Below are 18,494 nucleotides of genomic sequence, written 5' to 3' on the forward strand. Positions count from 1 at the left end.
TGCTGTTTGCTTAAGAGTGCTTAGACACTCGCCTAGAAGTTTAATCTCCCGCTTAAAAAATGAACTAGATTGATGGATAGGATAAGAACCCGTTTTTATGCAACATGGGACTTAAATTTTTTTAAGCTTTGAGCCATCAAGTGGAGCACACCCACCCAAACTACATACACGGCACCAACACCACCCCAAATGCCTAGGGCAAGAAGTTTAATGCGGCTTAAAGTGTTCGGTTTTTGATCACAAAATACGCCGTGGGGATGACAAAGAGGGTTAAGACCACACTGGTGATCATCCCCCCTAGCATAGGCGCGGCGATGGAGTGCATGATCTCTGAGCCCACCCCATGCGAGTACATGATGGGCACTAAGGACACCAAAATGCTAAAGAAAGTCATTAACTTGGGGCGCACCCTTTGCACTGCTCCGTGCATGATCGCCTCTTTAAGTTTGGTGCTTGTGTGTTGCTCTTGTTTTAAGAAGTTTTGGTAAGCGTCCTCCAAATAGATGATCATCACAATCGCCGTTTCACTCGCCACCCCTAGTAGTGCCAAAAAGCCCACCAATGCGGCAATACTTAAATTCAAGCCCCAAAGTTTCATGAAAACAAGGCCACCCAAAAAGGCAAAGGGGAGGCTAAAGAAGCACAAGAGCGAATTTGTGGGGCTTTTGAGCGCAAATACGATCAAAAGAAAGATAATGAAAATACTCATCGGCACGACATATTTTAAGGTCGCAAAGGCTTCATCTAAATATTGGCTCTCGCCCGAAAACTCGTAGTAATACCCGCTAGGCAGGCGCAAACTCTCTAGGGCTTTGATGGCCGCTTCGCGATAACTCTCTGAGCTCACCCCATTTTTAGGCACAATGTAGATGAAGTGCACATTCAAGCCCTTTTCACTTTTAAGCACCGCAGGGGCGTTCTCATAATAGACATTAGCAAACTCCCTTAAAGGCACATAGCTCGCCGCGGGGGTTTTGATGTAGAGATTTTGCAGGGCTTGTATGTTGTTGCGCTCGGTGTCTTTGAGCCGCACAGAAATCGGGTAACTCTCCACGCCGTCAATTAAAGTGGTGATGCTTGCCCCCCCTAAGCCATAGCTCACCATATCCAACACCGCTTGTTTGGTTAAATTGTATTGCGCCAATTTTTCGGGGCGTAGGTCCACATTGAGATAGTAGCCATTGTTGGACTTTTCGGCAAAGACGGACAAACTTTGGGGCAAAGTCTTCAACTTCTGCTCCATTTTGATCGCCAGTTCTTGGAGTAAATAGGGGTCTTTGCCATAAAGTTTGATGCCTAAGGGCGTGCGAATCCCCGTTAAGAGCATGTCAATGCGCCCTCTAATGGGGTAGGTCCACGAGTTCACCAAGCCCTTGAGTTGTAAGGTTTTTTCTAATTGATCCCTTAGCTTCTTATAAGTCATGCCCGGCCGCCACTGAGATTTGGGTTTGAGCTCAATGTAGGTTTCTAGCATGGAAAGGGCTGCGCTGTCCGTGCTGCTGTTAGCCCGCCCCACCTTGCCAAAGACTTGTTTGACTTCAGGGATCGCCTTGATGTGCTTGTTGGTTTCTTCTAAATACTTCTTGGCCGTGTCAATGCCTACGGCGTTGGTTGTAACGGGCATATACATCACCACCCCCTCGTTAATGGCAGGGATGAACTCCCAGTTGAGTTTTTTATACACAAAGTAAAGCCCGCCAAGACCCACCACGCTAAGGGCTAAGAACACCCAACGCAGGCGCAACACAAAGGTCAAACACACCCCGTAAACCTTAATAAAAAAGGCGTTGATGGGGTTTTTAGATTCCTCTATGATTTTGCCCTTGATAAAAAAGAGCATTAAAATCGGCACGACACTGATAGAGAGCAAAGCCCCTACAAGCATGGCAAAGGTTTTGGTGTAAGCTAGGGGCGAAAAAAGCCGTTTTTCCTGCCCGCTCAAGTCAAAAATAGGCAAGAAAGAAACCACAATGATCATCAAGGCAAAGAAAATCGCCGGGCCCACTTGCTTGACACCGGCAATGATCGCCTCTTGGCGTTGTTGGTCGTTCTCTATGTTGGCGTGGCTTAGGTGTTTGTGGGCGTTTTCGACCATCACAATCGCCGCGTCCACCATCGCCCCGATGGCAATGGCAATCCCCCCTAGGCTCATAATACTCGCCTCAATGTTGAAAAAGTGCATGAGTAAAAAACTTAGGCACACGCACAAGGGCAAAGTGATGATCACCACCAACGCACTTCTAAAGTGCAAGAGAAAGAGCGCAATCACGACAAGCACGATCACGCTCTCTTCTATGAGCGTGTGGATCAAATTATCCACACCCTTTTTAATCAGCTCGCTGCGGTCATACACGGGCACGATTTTCACATCGGGGTTGCCCTCTTGCAAGCGGGCGATCTTTTCTTTGATACGCTCTAAAATGCGGTAGGTGTCGGCGTGGTAGCGCACCATCACAATCCCGCCCACGACCTCCTGCGTGCCGTTTAAGTTCGCCACGGAGCGGCGCGGTTTAGGGGTTAAATTCAGTGTGGCGACATCTTTAAGCTTAATGGGCGTTAAGTTGGGCGTTTTAAGCACAATTTCGCCCAAGTCCTTTAAACTCTTGGTGTAGCCTTGGGCGTGGATGATCTTTTCAAACCCATTTTCTAAGACGATCCCCCCGCCGGTGTCTTGATTGGACTTTTTAATGGCATTCACCACATCATCTACGCTTAAATTGTATTTCACCAAAGCGTCATTATCTAGGGTAACTTCATAGTTTTTCTCAAAGCCCCCCACACTCGCCACCTCGCTCACCCCATCCACGCCTAAAAGCGCGTAGCGGTAATAAAAATCCTGCAAGGTCTTAAGCTCGGCTAGGCTCTTGGTTTTGCTCACTAAAGCGTATTGGTAAGCCCAGCCGATCGAAGTCGAGTCGCTGCCCATCTCCACCTTCACTCCAGCGGGCAACTTCACCCGCGCCATTTGCTCGCTCACCCGATCGCGGGCAAAATACAAATCCACGCCATCTTTAAAGATGATGTAGACCAAACCCGTTTCATAGCTGGAGATCCCCCGCACGGTTTCAATGTCGGCAATCCCCATAAAATTAGCCACCAATGGATAAACCGCCTGTTCTTGCACCACCTGCGGGCTTTGGTTGGGGTAGCTCACCTGCACGACCACCTGCGTGGGCGAGAGATCGGGTAGAGCGTCTAAACGGGTGTTTTGGATCGCCCAAAGCGAAATCAAAAAGAGCAAGAAAGTCCCCATTAAAACGATCAGCTTATTCTTGAGGCAGAGCGAAATGATTGCGTTAATCATCACTCATCCCCATTGTTGATCGCATCGGCATCTAAAATAAAGAGCGCGTTTTTAGCCACCTCATCGCCCGCTTTAAGCCCCTCTAAAACTTGATAACTCCCATCGCTCAAGCGTTTGGCCTTAATGGGCGTGAAGTCAAAAGAGTCGTCGTCTTTTTTAAACACGATCGCCCGCCCATTTTTAATCAACACCGCCTCTTTAGGCAGGATTAAAATCTTTTGGGCGGGTTGGTAAATCGTAACCTTGGCAAACATGTTGGGGAAAAAAAGATTGTTGGGGTTTTTTAAAATGAAGCGGGCTTGTAGCATTTTGTCCTGTGCGCCCACAAGGGGGTTGATGTTAGAAAACTCTAAATCAAACACCCCGGGCACGCCCTCGATCTTGATCTGCGCTTTAGACAAGTGGCGCACAAAATCCAAATCCTCTTGATTGACCCGCACCAAGACATATAGGGCTTTTAAATCAATGATTTGAAACACCAAAGCCCCACTTTTAATAAATTCCCCCTCATTGATATTCTTAGTAAAGACCACGCCACTAAAGGGGCTTAGCATTTCTACGCTGTTTTGCACCCTTTTTGTCTGCATGATCTTATCGATCTCGCCCGCCCCCACACCCAATAAACGCAACTTCTCTTGCATTTGGGCGACTTGGCGGTTGAAGTGCAAAGAGGAGAGCAATTCGCTTTGCACCGAGATTAAAGCGGGGGAGTAAATGCTAAAGAGTTTGTCGCCCGCCTTGATACTCTGGTAAGTGCGATTCACATAAAGTTTTTCCACAAAGCCATCAAAGCGCAGGTTGTAAGAATACACCTTGCGCTCATCGGCGGACAGAGTGGCGTAATACTGCCTAAAAGGGGCAAACTCTTTAAGTTGCACCGCCACGCTGCCCACCGCCTGCAAGTGCGCTAAACTCAATAAAAGCCCGAAAATCCATTTTTTCATTTTAGCCCTTTGAGGTTTTCTAGCGCAAGGTAGGTTGTGGTGAGGGTGCTTAGGGTTTCTAACTGCAATAATTTGGTGTTGATGGTGTCGTTGAAGGCGTTGTAATAGCTGTTGTAATCGCCCTGAGAGGAGGGCAGATTGTCTTTATAGATTTTCACAATGTGCTCGCTTGCTTGTAAAATTTGGTCAATGTTGCTTAGGTTTTTTTGTAATTGTGTGAGTTTTTTAATCAATTTGCGGGCGTTGTGTTGCACACTGTTTTTGGTGTTCTCCAGGGCGTTTAGAGCTACTAAATGCTCTTCTTTGCGCTGCTGCAAAGTATTGCTTTGCTTGCCATAGAGGGGCAGAGGGATTGCCACCCCGATGGTGAACATGTCAAAGATTTTAGAACGGAAGAGGTAGTTAGCGGTTACATTGATGTCTTCTAAAAAGCTTTTCTTGGCTAGGGTGATGTTCTTTAAAGATTGGCTGTCTTTGAGGCTGGCGATCTTGATGGTGCGGTTCGTGTCCATGATTTCCTTCATTTCGTGCTCGGGCTTGAAAGCCACGGGGCTGGGTGCTAGGCTTAATAAATCACTTTGATTAAAGGTCAGCTCGCTGATGTTGATTTTATTATCGGCGAGGCTGTCTTGTAAATCGTTTTGCTTGATCTCCCATTGCGCTTTGATGACTTCTAATTTGGCGATGGCGATTTGATCGGGGCTGCTGGAGTGCTCGGCTCTATAAAGCAAATTGTCTAAATTGCTTAAAGCGTCTTTAAGCAAGGCTAATTTTTGGGTGTTTTTATAGACATTGACGGCGTTGGTTAAAATATTGATCGCAATTTGTTGTTTGAGTTGCTCTAATTCTAAAATCTTTTTTTGGCGCTCGAGTTGCACCACTTGCTTTTGTGTATGCCTTTTGCCGGTCACATCGAACTTTTGGCTAAGCCCCACGCTGATGCTCTGCATAAAACTTGAATCCAAGATGAAAAAGTTATTCACATCAGCGTTGTTGTAGCCCACATACAAAATAGGGTTGTCCCAGCGGCTCACCGCCTTGGCTTGTGCTTGCAGGCTGTCTATCTGTGCTTGCAAACTGGCGATCTTGGCGTTTTTGGTGAGGTATTTGGCATACACCACCCGCAAGGTTAAGGGAACTGCCTGCAGGGCGCACATTGCAAAGATCAAACCAAGCACAAGCGCACGCATTTAGATATCCACGCTGCTTTTGCCTTTGAACACATGCCCATCTGTGGTCTTGATTTCCACTTTAATTTGCCAAGTCCCGTTCATGGGCAAGTTTACAGAGCCTGAATAAACCCCGTCTTTTTCTGTCAATTTGGCGCTTTCGTGCATGGCGGGCATGCCCGGCATTTCAGGCATGAAGAACTTGACCTTCACTTGCGCCCCTTTGATCGCCTTGCCATGTATAGTAGGGGTGATGCTGAATTTATTGTTGCCATTGACAAACTTATTGGAAGACTTTAAAGAAACATCTGTCCCGCTGGCTTTGAACTTCAGCTCATAGGCATTCAGGCTCAAAGCCAGTGCCCCCGCTAAAAATAAAAAGGCAAATCGTTTCATCATAAACTCCTTGTAAAAAGTTGTCCTAATGTTAGATAAGGATTGTGTAATTTTTGTGTAAATGTGTTAAAGTTTAGAAAATTTTTTAAAAGGAAGTGCATGCATTATCGAGTCGAACACGACACCATGGGCGAGGTTAAAGTCGAGGATGGCAAATACTGGGGCGCGCAAACCCAAAGAAGTTTCGAGAACTTTAAAATCGGGGTGGAGAAAATGCCCCATGAACTCATCGCTGCCTTTGCCAAACTTAAACGCTCTTTAGCCAAGGTCAATCAGGATTTAGGCAAGCTGGATGCACAAAAAGCAGGCGCGATCATGCAGGCTTGCGAGGACATTTTGGATGGCAAATTAGAAGGGATGTTCCCCCTAGCCATTTGGCAAACAGGCAGCGGGACACAGACGAATATGAACATGAATGAGGTCATCGCCAATAGGGCAACCGAGATTTTGGGGGCGGATTTTAGGAAAGAAAAGTTGATCCACCCCAACGACCATGTCAATATGTCGCAAAGCTCGAATGACACCTTCCCCACGGCGATGCACATTGTGGCGGTGCTGGAGCTCACCGGCACGCTACTGCCCGCCCTAGACACCTTGCACGCCACCTTGCACGCCAAAGCTGAGGCGTTTAAAGACATCATCAAAATCGGGCGCACGCATTTACAAGACGCGACTCCTTTAACTTTGGGGCAGGAATTTAGCGGATATGCGAGCATGTTAGAGCACTCTAAGGCGCAAATTTTAGAGAGTTTGGAGGGCTTAAGGGAGCTTGCCATCGGGGGCACGGCTGTGGGCACAGGCTTAAACGCCCACCCCGAGCTCTCCCAAAAAGTCGCTGAAGAGCTCACGCATTTCACGGGGCAAGCGTTTAAGAGTGCGCCCAATAAATTCCACGCCCTAACCAGCCACGATGCGATCAACTTCGCCCACGGCGCGCTCAAAGGACTAGCGGCCAACTTAATGAAAATCGCCAACGACATCCGCTGGCTTGCCAGTGGTCCGCGCTGTGGGCTGGGCGAACTTGCCATCCCCGAAAACGAGCCGGGCAGCTCCATCATGCCCGGTAAAGTCAACCCCACCCAATGCGAGGCGTTGACGATGATCGCCGTGCAGGTGATGGGCAACGATGCAGCGATCGGCTTTGCAGCCTCTCAGGGCAATTTTGAGCTCAATGTGTTTAAGCCCGTCATCATCTACAACTTCTTGCAAAGCGTGAAGCTTTTGGCCGATGGCATGCTCAGCTTCAACGAACATTGTGCCAGTGGCATTGAGCCCAACAAGGACAAAATCGACTATTATTTGCACCACTCCTTGATGCTCGTTACGGCCTTAAACCCCCACATCGGTTATGAAAACGCCGCTAAAGTCGCCAAAAATGCCCATAAAAAGGGCATCGGCCTCAAAGAATCTGCCCTAGAGCTTGGACTACTCAGCGAAAAGGACTTCGACGCGTGGGTCGTCCCCGCTCACATGATCGCCCCCAAGGCGTAACTTAGGCGTTTGGCTTAGTGGCTTGGTGGCCAAGTTTGAACATCATTTTAGGGGCTTAGCCCAATTTTCTTTTTTGCATGTACACATGCTTGACCCGTGTCCATGACCCTAGAGTGAGGGGACTCTCCTTAAAGCACCCTGTTTATATACCTTCTGCTTTGTTTTTAGGCACTTGGTGTTTGTCAGGGGTCGTTTTAAACAGGCAATTTGAAATGCACAAATTTAGACACAACAAAATCACTAGACTGAGAATTTTGATGATTAAGATAGGTCTTTTAATTAAGTCTTTGATGTGGTTGAAAATCACTAAGAATTAAGTTTATAAACTAAAGATTAACTATAGTAAGGTTTTTCTCCATAAAAATAGATTAGCATATCCGTTTATACAAATTTCAAGGCGGGTTGTGATGGCAAAATGGAACAAAGAAGACATGATGTGGAGCTTAAGCCTTTATGGTACGGCCATTGGGGCTGGGGTGTTGTTTTTGCCCATCAATGCGGGGTTAGGGGGGTTGATCCCCTTGATTGTCATGTTGGTGTTTGCCTTTCCTTTGACTTTTTTGACCCACCGCGCCTTGTGCCGTTTTGTGCTGGGGGGCTCAGACAAGAGCGATGACATCACCGTGGTCGGGCAGAATTATTTTGGCAAATTCGGGGGCGTGTTGCTGACCCTGCTTTATTTCTTTGCGATTTTTCCCATTTTGCTCGTGTATAGCGTGGGTATCACGAACAACATCGATAGTTTTCTTATCAATCAATTAGGCTTGGCTGCACCTAACCGCTTGCTACTCTCTTTTTTGGTGGTGGGGATTTTGATGTTAGTGGTGAGTTTTGGCGAGGAGGTGGTGATCAAAACCATGTCCGCCATTGTCTTCCCCTTTATTGCCGTGCTGGTTTTTAGTGCCTTGTGGCTCATTCCCAAATGGAACAACGCGCTTTTTAAAAATATCCATTTGAGCGGGGCGGGGGGCGAGAGTTTAGGGGTGGTCATGCTCTTGATTTTGCCCACAATGGTGTTCGCCTTCAACCATTCGCCCATCATCTCCTCGCTCGCCGTACATTGCAAGCAAACCTATGGGCAGGAGGCGGACAAAAAGGCTTCTGTCATCATCGCTAGGAGCAATGTATTGATGATTGTAACGGTGATGTTCTTTATCTTTTCATGTGCAATGTGTTTAAGCCCTGCGGAGTTTAAAGAGGCTAAAGCGCAAAACCTGCCCATTTTGTCCTATTTAGCTAACCATTTTGAAGACATGAAAACCTTTGCACTAGTCGCGCCTGTCGTTGCCTTTGTGGCGATGGGTAAATCCTTTTTTGGGCATTATTTGGGTGCGCGCGACCCGATCTTTGTCGTTCTACTAATCTATAAAATTCTATAAAACTATGCAAATTTTTTATATAATTATCACCGCCAAAAACACCCCAAAATTTGCTAAAATAACCGCAATGTTTGCCCTAAGCCACAAGATTGAATTACAACCCAACAACAAAGCAAAGACCCACTTTAAAAAGGCGTTTGGGTGTGCTAGACTTGCCTATAATTGGGGACTAGCCAAGTGGAAGGAAACTACGAAAAGGGCATAAAATCTAACCACTTTGCCCTAAAGAAAGAATTTAACGCTTGCAAAAAAGAGAAGTTTCCCTTTGTCTATGAAGTGTCCAAATACGCTACAGCACAGCCATTTAACCACTTAAACCTAGCGTTTCAAAAGTTCTTTAAAGATTTAAAATTGGGTAAAGTCAGTTACCCCCGTTTTAAACGCAAAAGAGAATATCAGGGGAGCTTTTACATTGGGGGCAACCAAATAAAAATCATTCAAGGCAGCACAAAAGACTATCTTAAAATCCCCAACCTGCCCAAAATCAAAATGACTGAAAGGCTAAGATTGCAAGGCAAAATCAATGGGGCGACCATCACGCAAAGAGGCAATAAATTCTATGTTTCAATCCAAACAGACACCACACAAGAGGAGTTTCACCGCACCCATAAGCCCATAGCAAACAACCACACTCTAGGTATTGACACAGGAATAAAGGCTTTTGCTAGTCTATCTAATGGCTTACAGATTTTCGCCCCCAAGCCCTTAAATAGGCTCGCAAGACGGCTTAAAAGACTTAGCAGACAACTTAGCAAAAAACGGCATTCGAAAACCAAGAATGACGGGATTAAGAAGTCCGCTAATTTTCTTAAAGCCAGCTTGCGGCTGAATCGATTGCATACCCGTATAGCCAACACCCGTAATAACTTTTTACACAAACTTAAGCACCGCCCTAGTGCGGCACGCTAAAACCCTTTGTTTAGAGAGTTTAAAAGTCAAAAATATGCTTAAAAACTCTAAACTAGCTAAAGCCCTAAGTGATGTCAGCATATCTGCCTTTAACACGCTTTTAGACTACAAGGCAAAGTATTATGGGCGGGAAATTTTACGGGCGGACACTTTTTACCCGAGCTCTAAGACTTGTTCCAGCTGTGGCAGTGTCAAAAAAGACTTAAGCCTAAATGATAGAGTTTATAAGTGCGGTGTTTGCGGTGTTGTGGTGGATAGAGATTTTAACGCTAGTGTCAATCTAGTGAAGCATTTAGTAAGTGGAGTTCCCACTGAATTTACGCCTGCGGACATGACAGCTCTATTAGGTTGTTTTGCAAAGAATGGCTTAGTAACCAGCATGGTGGAAACAGGAATACAACAAAAACCGCTAAAATTTTTTTCTATTGATAGGATTTTATAGGATTTTATGCGGTTTTATAGGTTTGTAAGAACGGTATCGTTGGACTAAAAAAGAAGTTCAGACTTTGCTCAAAGACATTGTGCGTTTTATGCGCAAGAGCAAACTAGATAAAGATGAATGTTAGAGCCTACAGCCCCTTGTGGTGAAGAAGGTGGATGGAAATTACCATGTCATCGATGGGCAACAACGGCTCACCGCAATATTTTTAATCATCAAGTGCCTCGAGAAGAAGGATTTCTTCACCCTTGATTAGAAAGCAGAGAGAAGAGCTTTAAATTTTTATCCAACATCCACAATCCAACCACACCGCAAAAAATCAACATCGATTTTTACCATTTTAAAAAGGCTTATAAGGCAATTAAAGATTATAAATATGAAGAGGAGAAGGAGAAGTTTTTTGATGATCTAGAAAAAAGATTTGGGCTTTGTTGGGCTAAAAAGCCCCCCAAAATCCTAACAACCTTCCAAAAGTTTAGAAGTTGTAAACATAGTTGAAGTAAACAGACACATTGCGTTTGTAAGCGATGTCTGTCTTCATGCCATCAGCATTCACACCCTTGAAGTAGTAGTTGGTGGCAAGGGGGATTCTTAGACCGATTTCAAAGCCATTGTGTCTGTTGACATTCGTCCTAAAGCCCAAATTCAAGGGGATTTGGAAGTAGCTGGTGTTCATGACCGCATGGCCGCCGTGTGAATTGTCGTAATTCATCAAGTAGGTGTAGTAACTTTGCCCTTTGACCGCCCAGCTAGAGCCATCCAACATGAGCCCTGCAAACAGACCCGTGGTGTATTTGCCGTCTTTGCTTTCGTAGAAGTTATACAGCGCATCCACCCCAGCCCCATAGACAAAGTTGTCAAGTTCAGCTGCATTGCTGTTCATGAAGGTGCCGTGTTGGTAACTGAAGTTGGCATAATAGCGCAGACCCCAGCGTTTTTTCTTACCAAAGAATTGTTTATACCCAAACTGCACATCGATGCCGTACATGTTGCCATTGGAGTTCATGGGCACCATGGGGGTGTGGGAGGCGGTATAAGTGCCGTAGCCATTGCTTTTGAGGAAAGTGTTGAGTTTGGCTTGCGCCGCTTTAGCGTAGACAAGGGCCTGATTGACTTGTTGGATGAGCCCACTCACAGAGCTTCTTGTGGCGGTGCTGCCTGAGGGATTAGTGCCAAAGCCTTTACCCACAACTTCAAAGGAGGCATGTTGGGGCGCGACTTCCGCCTGCACATTAGCCACTTGTGCGCCCCCAGCTGCGCCGCCCACGCCCGCCACGCCAGCCATGCCTGCAAGTTGATCGATCAAACTGGTTTGCAAGTTTTGCAACTGGTTGATCAAGTTATTGAGGTTGTTGCTGGCCGTGTTGTAATTGATTGTGGGGCTAGCGATGATCTCTTGGTAAATCGCTTGCACGGCCGCATTGGCGTTGCCTACACTGCTATTGCCGGTATCCACAAATTCGTTTTGTGCCAACACTTTAAGGGCATCTAAAATGCCGCCTAAAGTGTAGCTGTTGTTTTCTGCCATGAGTTGTGCTTGATCGCTGATCACAATGTTGGCCTGTTGTTGGTAATCGCTCGCACTAGAGTTGGTGGCGATGCCATTGCCGCTAAGGAGGTTTAAATTCGCTTGCGCGGAGCTGTTATTGGTGATCATTTGGGTGATCAAGCGCGCAGTCGCACCCACGGGGGTGTTGGCCGCCTCTGCATCGTTATAAACGGTGAGGGGTTGTTGCGCCGTATTCATTTTGTTGAGGGCGTTTTGGATCGTGGCGATGTTGGCGTTGGTCAAAACCCCGTTTTTAGAAGCCACGCCATCTTGGTTTTGGCTATTCAACATGCCATTGACGCTTTGCACCCCTAGGGCGTTGGCAACCGCCATTTTAAGGATGCTAGAGGGCGTGTTAGAGCTGTTGAGCAGACCTGAGAGGTTGTTCATGGACTCTGTATACTGTTTGGCATCTCTAAACACGCCGCTTAAAGTGTTGGTGACAAGGTTGGCTTGTAATGTGGCGGCGTTGTCTCCCGTGGTGAAAGCCGAACTTTTTAAAGCCGCCTGCGCCGCAGCGACAAGCTGGGCGGGCGTGGCGTTGAAGAAGTACTGCTGGATTGTGTTTGCCCCAAAATTATTGTTCCCAAAACCTGTGCCGCTCACCCCCTGATCTTTGAGTTCAAGCGCCATGAGACCAGCTAGAGTGTTGGCCCCCGCCATGTCGGTGGGCATGGGGCCACCTAAACCTTGCAAGGCCGAGGGGAGGGTTGATTGGATCATCGCCTGCACGGCTGTGGCCTGCGCCCCGCTACTGCTGGAGTCGATCGCGTTGGCTTTAAAGATCCGATCGGCAGCACCCACAATGGCGTTGATTTGGTTGTATTGTGCGGCGGTAACACTCGCTAGTGAGGTGATGCCATGGGTGTTTGTCGTCTTGATGACCGCGTTGGCATCCGCGAAGTCATTGGCGAGTGTCAAGGCGTTCTTTAACGCTTTGCCGATGTTTTGGCCTACATTTGAGTTGATCGCCGCTTGATGATTGTTTCTTAGCACCTTATCGATGGCCTGCAGCGCCCCGCTCCCACCCACGAAAGTTTGCACGGCTTCTAAGAAACTCTTAGCATTAGTGGCGGTGTTTAAATAGGTCATATTGCCCGCGCCGCCGGTAAGATCTGACCCAGTCCCTGGATTTGTGCCCACTGTGCCGCCTAAAACGGGTTGGAGGGCTTTTTCTAGGGTAACGAGCTGCGCCAAATCTGGGGTAGCGCCCCCTTTAACCGCGACTAAAACAGCGTTGGCATTAGGATTGTTTTCAATCGCTTCAACCAACTGAGTCAAAAGCGGCACGGCTCCGGCTGTGGTGATGTTGTTAAGAGTGTTTAAATTCAACGTCGCAGCCCCTGCGGTGTTGGTGGTAGAAAAAGTCGTCTGTCCCTGGGCATTTGTGCTGAAATAAAGAGGTGTGGTGAAGTTTTTCACCACAGCTGCAATTTGCCCAGCGTCGCCATTGAGCTGGCCATTGTTCAACGCATTGGTTACCGCAGTGATATTAGTGCTGTTGCCTGTGAGGCCATTGCTCGCACTAGTGGCAGGTTGGAGCATGCTAGAAATATTAACGATGCTCTGCATCGCACCAAGCAAGGTGAGTTGGGGACCCGCGGGGGTGGGTTGGGTGACTAAGTTGGGATCGGTGAGCATGCTTGCCGTGAGGGCTGTAGTCGTGCCTATGCTAACCGAGTTATTGCTGCTCGTGTTGCTAAGCTCAAAGGCCCCGGCGGTCAGAGCCTTACCTTGCTCGTTGATCGTGTTGTAGGCGCTCAACATATTATCCACGGCTGTTTGGGTGTTGCTAAGCGTGCCTGAACCTCCAGAGCTCACAAAACCCGTAAGGCCATAGACACTAGAGGCGATGCCACTTAAAGAGGTCATGGGCACGGTGTCGCCTGTGGCGGGGTCTTGCAAAATGCTTTTAGAGGTGTTGAGATTGAGGCCCAAATCGTTCCACGCGCTGATGCTAGCCACATCGCTGGTAAACTGGGTGTTGAGACTGCTAAGAGCACTGCTGCTGATGTTCACCTCGCTGGCATTGCCTGGATTTAAGGTAGAGGAAGTGGCCAGGTTAAAGAGACCTTGTGTGGCTTCTGTGTTGCCTGTGGTGACCAGGGCTTTAGCCGCGCTTTGGTAGTTATTGCTTTTGACCACTTGGCTTTGTGCCATCACAATGGCGTAGGGGTTATTCGTGACTGCGTCTTGGACTTTGCTTGCCACCCCTTCTAAGTACTCTAGGCGATTGACAAGATTTTGCAAGGTGTTAAGCCCGGTTAGCGACCCATTAGAGGGGCTTGTTAAGGTGAGGTTTTTATAGCTTTGCGCGCCTTGTAGGTAGTCGAGCACATCGGTGGCCACCTTGCTGCCTTGCTGGTCGGTGAGGTTGTTGAGCAAGGTCAAGTTGTGGTTATAGCTGTTGAGGGCTCGGATCACGCTTGTCGCGCTGGCCACCGTGCTGCTGCCTAAATCGGAAGCCTTGATGTATTGCAAGAGACTGCCAAAGGCATCGGCCGCCTTGATCGCTGCGCTAAAAGCCGCCCCATTGTTTTGGGTGCTTAAAGCGTTGTTCATGGTCAAATACTTAGTAGAACCTGTGCCACCGGCACCCGTAATGCCCGTAGAGCTGGTGAGGGTGTTGTTGGCGTTGATCAAGTTTTGCGCATCTTGGATCACCCGGGCGATGCTAGAAGCGCTGGTTAAATTCGCCTGCTTGGCTGGATTTAAGCCAGAGTTGTTTAAAAGATTGTTGATGTTGGCAACATAATTTGTCGTGACAGTGCCACTGCCGGTGGGGTTGCCAAAGCCCATCACAGATTGGTAGGCTTGCCAAATGCTCGTGGCATTAGCAGAGCTAGAAGCCAAATTAGCTAGAGCCACAGTGGCCGCGGTGTTAGCCTGGGATTGTTGGATCTGCCCGCTGCTAAGTTGGGCTTGGATGGGCATGAGGGCATTGACCACTTCTGTGAGCGTCACCCCACTTTGCAAATTGCTGGCCGTGGTGAGGGTGCTAATATCTGCACTCAAGGTCGCAGATGTGTTGGTGATGTTGGAGCTGTTATTTAAAAGCCCTGATCTCGTGTTAGCGTTACCAAAGAGGGTTTGATAAGCCGTGCCCATCGCACTGCTGGTGGCAAAGCCGTCACCTAGCAAATTGGACATGGTGTAAATGTTATTGAGGTTGGTGAGGTAGGTGGCCGCATTGCTGTTTGAGTACTGGGCATCGCCTAAGCCAATGGTCGCCCCGGTGATGGTGGTGGTGTTGGTCATGTTGGACGTGCTGGTGAGGTTGTAGGTGTTGGCCCCGGTGCCTGCAAAGAATTGGCTACCAGCGGTGTGTAGCGCGCCCACAGCACTGTTAAGGGAGCTGATCGCACTGCTGATGTCGCTTAAAGTGGTGGTGCTCACTTGTCCGTTAGGGGTGTCTAGCAAGGGCAAAATGCCTTTAAGCTGGTTATACATGGTGTTGACGCTGGCTTGCGCAAAGCCTAAATTTTGCGCCGCACTCACCCCAGAACCGAGCAGGCCGGACAAACCGATGTCAAGCTGGGCTGTCCCGCTTTGTGCACCCTGTGAACCTGTGCCCAAACTTTGCAACCCGGCGATCTCTTGTTTGATGGTGGCAATTTGTGTGCTGAGATCTTGTGCGGTGAGTTTCCCGCTTTCAAACTGAGAAACCACAGAGGGGCTTAAAGAACCGATGTCTTTGGTGATGGTTGCGCTGTTTTGCATAAACCACACCAAACCTTTAGCCAAATCTGAGCTACCACCCAAAGCCGTACCGATAGAGGGGCTGTTGAATCGTGGATAGACACTTAAAAATGTATTGCCCGCATCGTAAAGCTCTTTGGCTAAGTTCAAAAAGGCTGTGATGTTAGTCACCCCATTATTGGTGCCTGTGGTGATGTTGGTAACACCGCTTAGAGCCGTGTTAGAAACGTTGAACAAACCAGAGAGTTTGTGCACCAAGCTATTAGCCACGGTGATGCTGGTTGTGCCATTAGCCACCCCTAAGAGGTTTTCTAGCGCAGCTTGTTGGGCGGTGGTGAGACTAGCCCATGTGAGGTTACCGCCCCCAGCTAAGGTGTTTAGCGCCGCAGGAGTCTTGATAAGGGTGCTGATGGAATTTGCGAGTTCTGTTTGATCCACCGCCGACAAGGCTTGCAAATCTAAGGCGATGTGCCCGGCCATTGTGAGCGCGTTGCCCACCGTGCCAAAGGCGGTGGCGGCGGTGGCGGCGGTGGCTGTGTTGGCAGCGGCTAAGTCGTTGTAGATCATGTTTAGGCTCGTGGCCGCGCTGGCAAATTGTGAAGCGCTCAAACTCCCGTTTAAGAAGTTTTGGGTGAAGCTAGGATTGCTCATGCCCTCCAAACTGCTCAAATCCGCTTTAGAAAGCTGGCTTGAGAGCGTGGGGTTGGCGTTCAGCTGCGCGATGATGGCCGCTTTAGTTTGGGCGATGAGGCCATTTTGCGCCTGACCGGCATTGAGCAACCCGCTTAAATAAGTCAGCGCGCTGGCTTGATTCATTTGCTCCGTGGTGGTGGAGTAGCTCTTGGTGATCGCGTTGATGTAGCTGTTTAAGAGATTTTCAGAGTTGAAGATCGCTTGGATATTGTTGATGTCTTGCGCTTGGGCGTTCTTGGCATCCGCTTTGCCGGCCTGCTCTGTCGCCCCCCCATTGAACATGATATTGGCCGCAGCGTTGCTGATCCCCGTGTCTAGGATATTGCTCAAAAGGCTGGTGTTGCTGGTGGTGTTGAGCATTCCTTGGAGCTGCTGGGTGTTTGCGCTGTAATTCATCGCCTCTTGTAAGAGCGTGGCGAGGTTTTTGTTGTAGGCCGTGTTGTAGGCGGCTTGGTTCAACACGCGTTGTTGCACCCAAGAGGTGGTTTGGGTGGCTGAGGTGCTAGGGCTTGTAGCCGCTTGGGGGTAGAGAGTTGTGCTGTCTGTGTTCGCAGTAAAGGGGCTGCTTGTGGATGTGGTGCTGACATTGCTGCTTGTGATCGCAGGGGTGGTCGTGATTGCGCCGGTGTTGACAAGACCGCTGAGCTTTTGCAAGGCACTGGTGAGGGTGCTGTAAGCCGCGTTAGAGTTGTCTGTCCCAAAGGCGTTGTAAAGGCTGGTTAAGCCTGAGAGCTGGTTGGCAGAAAGGGTGCCAGTGGGCAAGGAGCCGGGGGTGAATAGATTGGCTAAATTGCTATTATGGGTCACCCCGCTTTGCGCAGTGGAAAGCTCGTTGCTCAATGTGATCATGTCCACCACGGTTTGTGCGAGGGTGGGGGCGGTGCCGCCGCTAGGTGTCAAGGCTTGTTGGATTTTGGTCAACGCCCCGTCGTTGGTGAGGATGGTAAAGGCATTGTAAACCGCGCTAAAGCCATTGGTGATGCGCGTGCTGTTGACATGCGTGGGGCTGGTGATGGAGGAAGTGCCCGTGTTGGGGTTGATATAGCCCTCAACGACACTCTGCACCTGTGCCATCGTGAGAGAACCCCCCTCAGCCGCAGCTTCAGCGGTCAGCTGAGTCAAAACCTGATTGAGCGTGCCCATCGCAGTGATGGTGCTAGAAGTGGGGCTGACCACATCGCTTAAGGGGGTGTTTAAAACGTTGTTGGCGATCACATCGAGGGCTTGATCCATGCCCTTAAGTTCTGTGAGCACCGTGGCGTAATTGGCGTTGATGCTGTAGGTGTTGTTGCTCTGTGTAACAATGCCCCCGGGGATCAAGCTGGCGATGTTGTTAATGGTCGCTAGGGTGTTTAGATTAGCGCTATTCACGCTAAAATTGGCGATGTTGCCGCTGCCCCCTGTCGCACTCCCACTAATCAAGCTCTGACCGTTGCCTAGGATCGTATTCAAGCTGCTCAAGGCGGTGCCTAAGGTGCCCGTGGGCGTGGCCATCGCGCTCACAAAGTTAGCCCCCACCCCGCTAGCCGTGCCGATGGCTTGCTGCATGTCTGCGGAGTATGTGTTAAAGGCGTTGTTGGCCCCCGTGGTGCCAGGATCGACCACATTCACACTAGAGGCGAGGTTGGTGATGTTGGTGTAAATGGTGCCGAGCAACTGGTTAGCCGCACTGGCGGTTGAACCTGTGGCGATTTGGCTGCTTTGTAAATTCCCCTTGACTTGGGCGGTTTGAGTGAGGTGACCTGCGCTATTTTGCGTGCCACTCACAAACTGGAAGTAATTGTTGCTCACCGCAGTGCCGGGCACAGTGATGTTGTTAGCCGCACTCACGCCCCCAAAAGCCGTGCGCGCCCCATAAGCCCCATAAGCATTCCCGCTGATGTTGCTTAAAAGAGGGTTGACACTGCCAAAGTTATAGATGTCGCCCACAGTGCCTATGTATTGGTTTAAAAGCCCCCCATTGCCGTAGAGATTGTTGATGATATTAGAAGCCGTGGGGGCTGTGGCGCTAAGACCCATGCTTTGGTAGGGGTCGTTGAGCGTGCCATTACCAAAGACGGGTTGGTTGCCCGCAGGGTTAGTCACGCCTTGTTGGTTTGTGCTTGAGCCAAAATTTTGTTGGGTGATGGTTGGCACAAAAGTACCACTGTCGGTTAGACCATAATTGCCCCCAAGCAAACCGCTGATGGAGTTGACCATGCTCGTGACATCCACCTGCTCCGCGCCCAAACTGGGGACAAAGCCAAAACAAGTCACGAGCACCAAGCTCAACTTTGTTTTATTTTATGTAGGTGGAAGTCTTTTTGAGTTTAGAAGATTTACGCATCATGTCCTCTTTGTTTGTATGTTGTTCGATCGTGTGGTTTAGATGTTAGTTTCCGCAATTAGGACCAGAACAAGACGCTCCTAAAGTCGCACTTGCATTCGGGTCTTGGTAAGTTTGGGCGTTCGCGTTTTGCGTTTGCACGCTCTGTCCGGCCTGGTTGTGGAAGTAGTTGTTGGCTATGCTGCTAGGTGCTATC

The 18,494-nt window shown here is 48.8% G+C and carries 8 protein-coding genes and 1 pseudogene; 4 read left to right on the forward strand and 5 right to left on the reverse strand.

Features of this window, described 5'->3' with window-relative positions:
• Positions 1–217 precede the first annotated feature (217 nt).
• Genes AOG36_RS04760 through AOG36_RS04775 form a run of 4 tightly spaced genes read right to left on the reverse strand, consistent with a single transcriptional unit; the run spans position 218 to position 5,813 of the window.
• Positions 218–3,304, reverse strand: coding sequence for an efflux RND transporter permease subunit (locus AOG36_RS04760; RefSeq protein ID WP_015106766.1), 3,087 nt, complete (start codon positions 3,302–3,304; stop codon positions 218–220).
• Entirely contained in the window at positions 3,304–4,248 is a 945-nt protein-coding gene (locus AOG36_RS04765) for an HlyD family efflux transporter periplasmic adaptor subunit (RefSeq protein WP_053825621.1), read from the reverse strand. Before AOG36_RS04765 ends, AOG36_RS04760 begins: the two co-directional genes overlap by 1 nt.
• Positions 4,245–5,438: a copper resistance outer membrane protein CrdB gene (gene crdB, locus AOG36_RS04770; protein ID WP_015106764.1), complete on the reverse strand. Its 1,194-nt coding sequence runs from the start codon at positions 5,436–5,438 to the stop codon at positions 4,245–4,247. Before crdB ends, AOG36_RS04765 begins: the two co-directional genes overlap by 4 nt.
• Positions 5,439–5,813, reverse strand: coding sequence for a FixH family protein (locus tag AOG36_RS04775; RefSeq protein WP_015106763.1), 375 nt, complete (start codon positions 5,811–5,813; stop codon positions 5,439–5,441).
• A 99-nt stretch (positions 5,814–5,912) separates the two neighbouring features.
• On the opposite strand from AOG36_RS04775, the gene fumC reads away from it, so the two are divergent.
• The 4 genes and pseudogenes from fumC to AOG36_RS09360 all read left to right on the forward strand — a co-directional run bounded on the left by fumC (position 5,913) and on the right by AOG36_RS09360 (position 10,287).
• On the forward strand, positions 5,913–7,304 hold the full coding sequence (gene fumC, locus AOG36_RS04780; RefSeq protein WP_015106762.1) for a class II fumarate hydratase: 1,392 nt from the start codon (positions 5,913–5,915) through the stop codon (positions 7,302–7,304).
• Between the two features lie 407 nt (positions 7,305–7,711).
• Positions 7,712–8,683, forward strand: coding sequence for an aromatic amino acid transport family protein (locus AOG36_RS04785; RefSeq protein WP_084815799.1), 972 nt, complete (start codon positions 7,712–7,714; stop codon positions 8,681–8,683).
• Between the two features lie 67 nt (positions 8,684–8,750).
• Positions 8,751–10,034, forward strand: a pseudogene (locus AOG36_RS08800) (RNA-guided endonuclease InsQ/TnpB family protein).
• Between the two features lie 151 nt (positions 10,035–10,185).
• Entirely contained in the window at positions 10,186–10,287 is a 102-nt protein-coding gene (locus tag AOG36_RS09360) for a hypothetical protein (RefSeq protein WP_366884116.1), read from the forward strand.
• Between the two features lie 219 nt (positions 10,288–10,506).
• Here AOG36_RS09360 and AOG36_RS04795 read toward each other — a convergent pair whose 3' ends face one another.
• Entirely contained in the window at positions 10,507–18,234 is a 7,728-nt protein-coding gene (locus tag AOG36_RS04795) for an outer membrane protein (RefSeq protein WP_162200201.1), read from the reverse strand.
• Between the last annotated feature and the right edge of the window lie 260 nt (positions 18,235–18,494).

This window comes from Helicobacter heilmannii (genome assembly GCF_001283065.1).
In the GTDB taxonomy this organism is placed as follows: Bacteria; Campylobacterota; Campylobacteria; order Campylobacterales; family Helicobacteraceae; genus Helicobacter; species Helicobacter heilmannii.

What these genes read in the sequence shown, in the direction of transcription:
- AOG36_RS04775 (WP_015106763.1), bottom strand. Translation starts at nt 5,813, where the DNA reads ATGAAACGATTTGCCTTTTTATTTTTAGCGGGGGCACTGGCTTTGAGC.
- fumC (WP_015106762.1), top strand. Translation starts at nt 5,913, where the DNA reads ATGCATTATCGAGTCGAACACGACACCATGGGCGAGGTTAAAGTCGAG.
- AOG36_RS04785 (WP_084815799.1), top strand. Translation starts at nt 7,712, where the DNA reads ATGGCAAAATGGAACAAAGAAGACATGATGTGGAGCTTAAGCCTTTAT.
- AOG36_RS04765 (WP_053825621.1), bottom strand. Translation starts at nt 4,248, where the DNA reads ATGAAAAAATGGATTTTCGGGCTTTTATTGAGTTTAGCGCACTTGCAG.
- crdB (WP_015106764.1), bottom strand. Translation starts at nt 5,438, where the DNA reads ATGCGTGCGCTTGTGCTTGGTTTGATCTTTGCAATGTGCGCCCTGCAG.
- AOG36_RS04760 (WP_015106766.1), bottom strand. Translation starts at nt 3,304, where the DNA reads ATGATTAACGCAATCATTTCGCTCTGCCTCAAGAATAAGCTGATCGTT.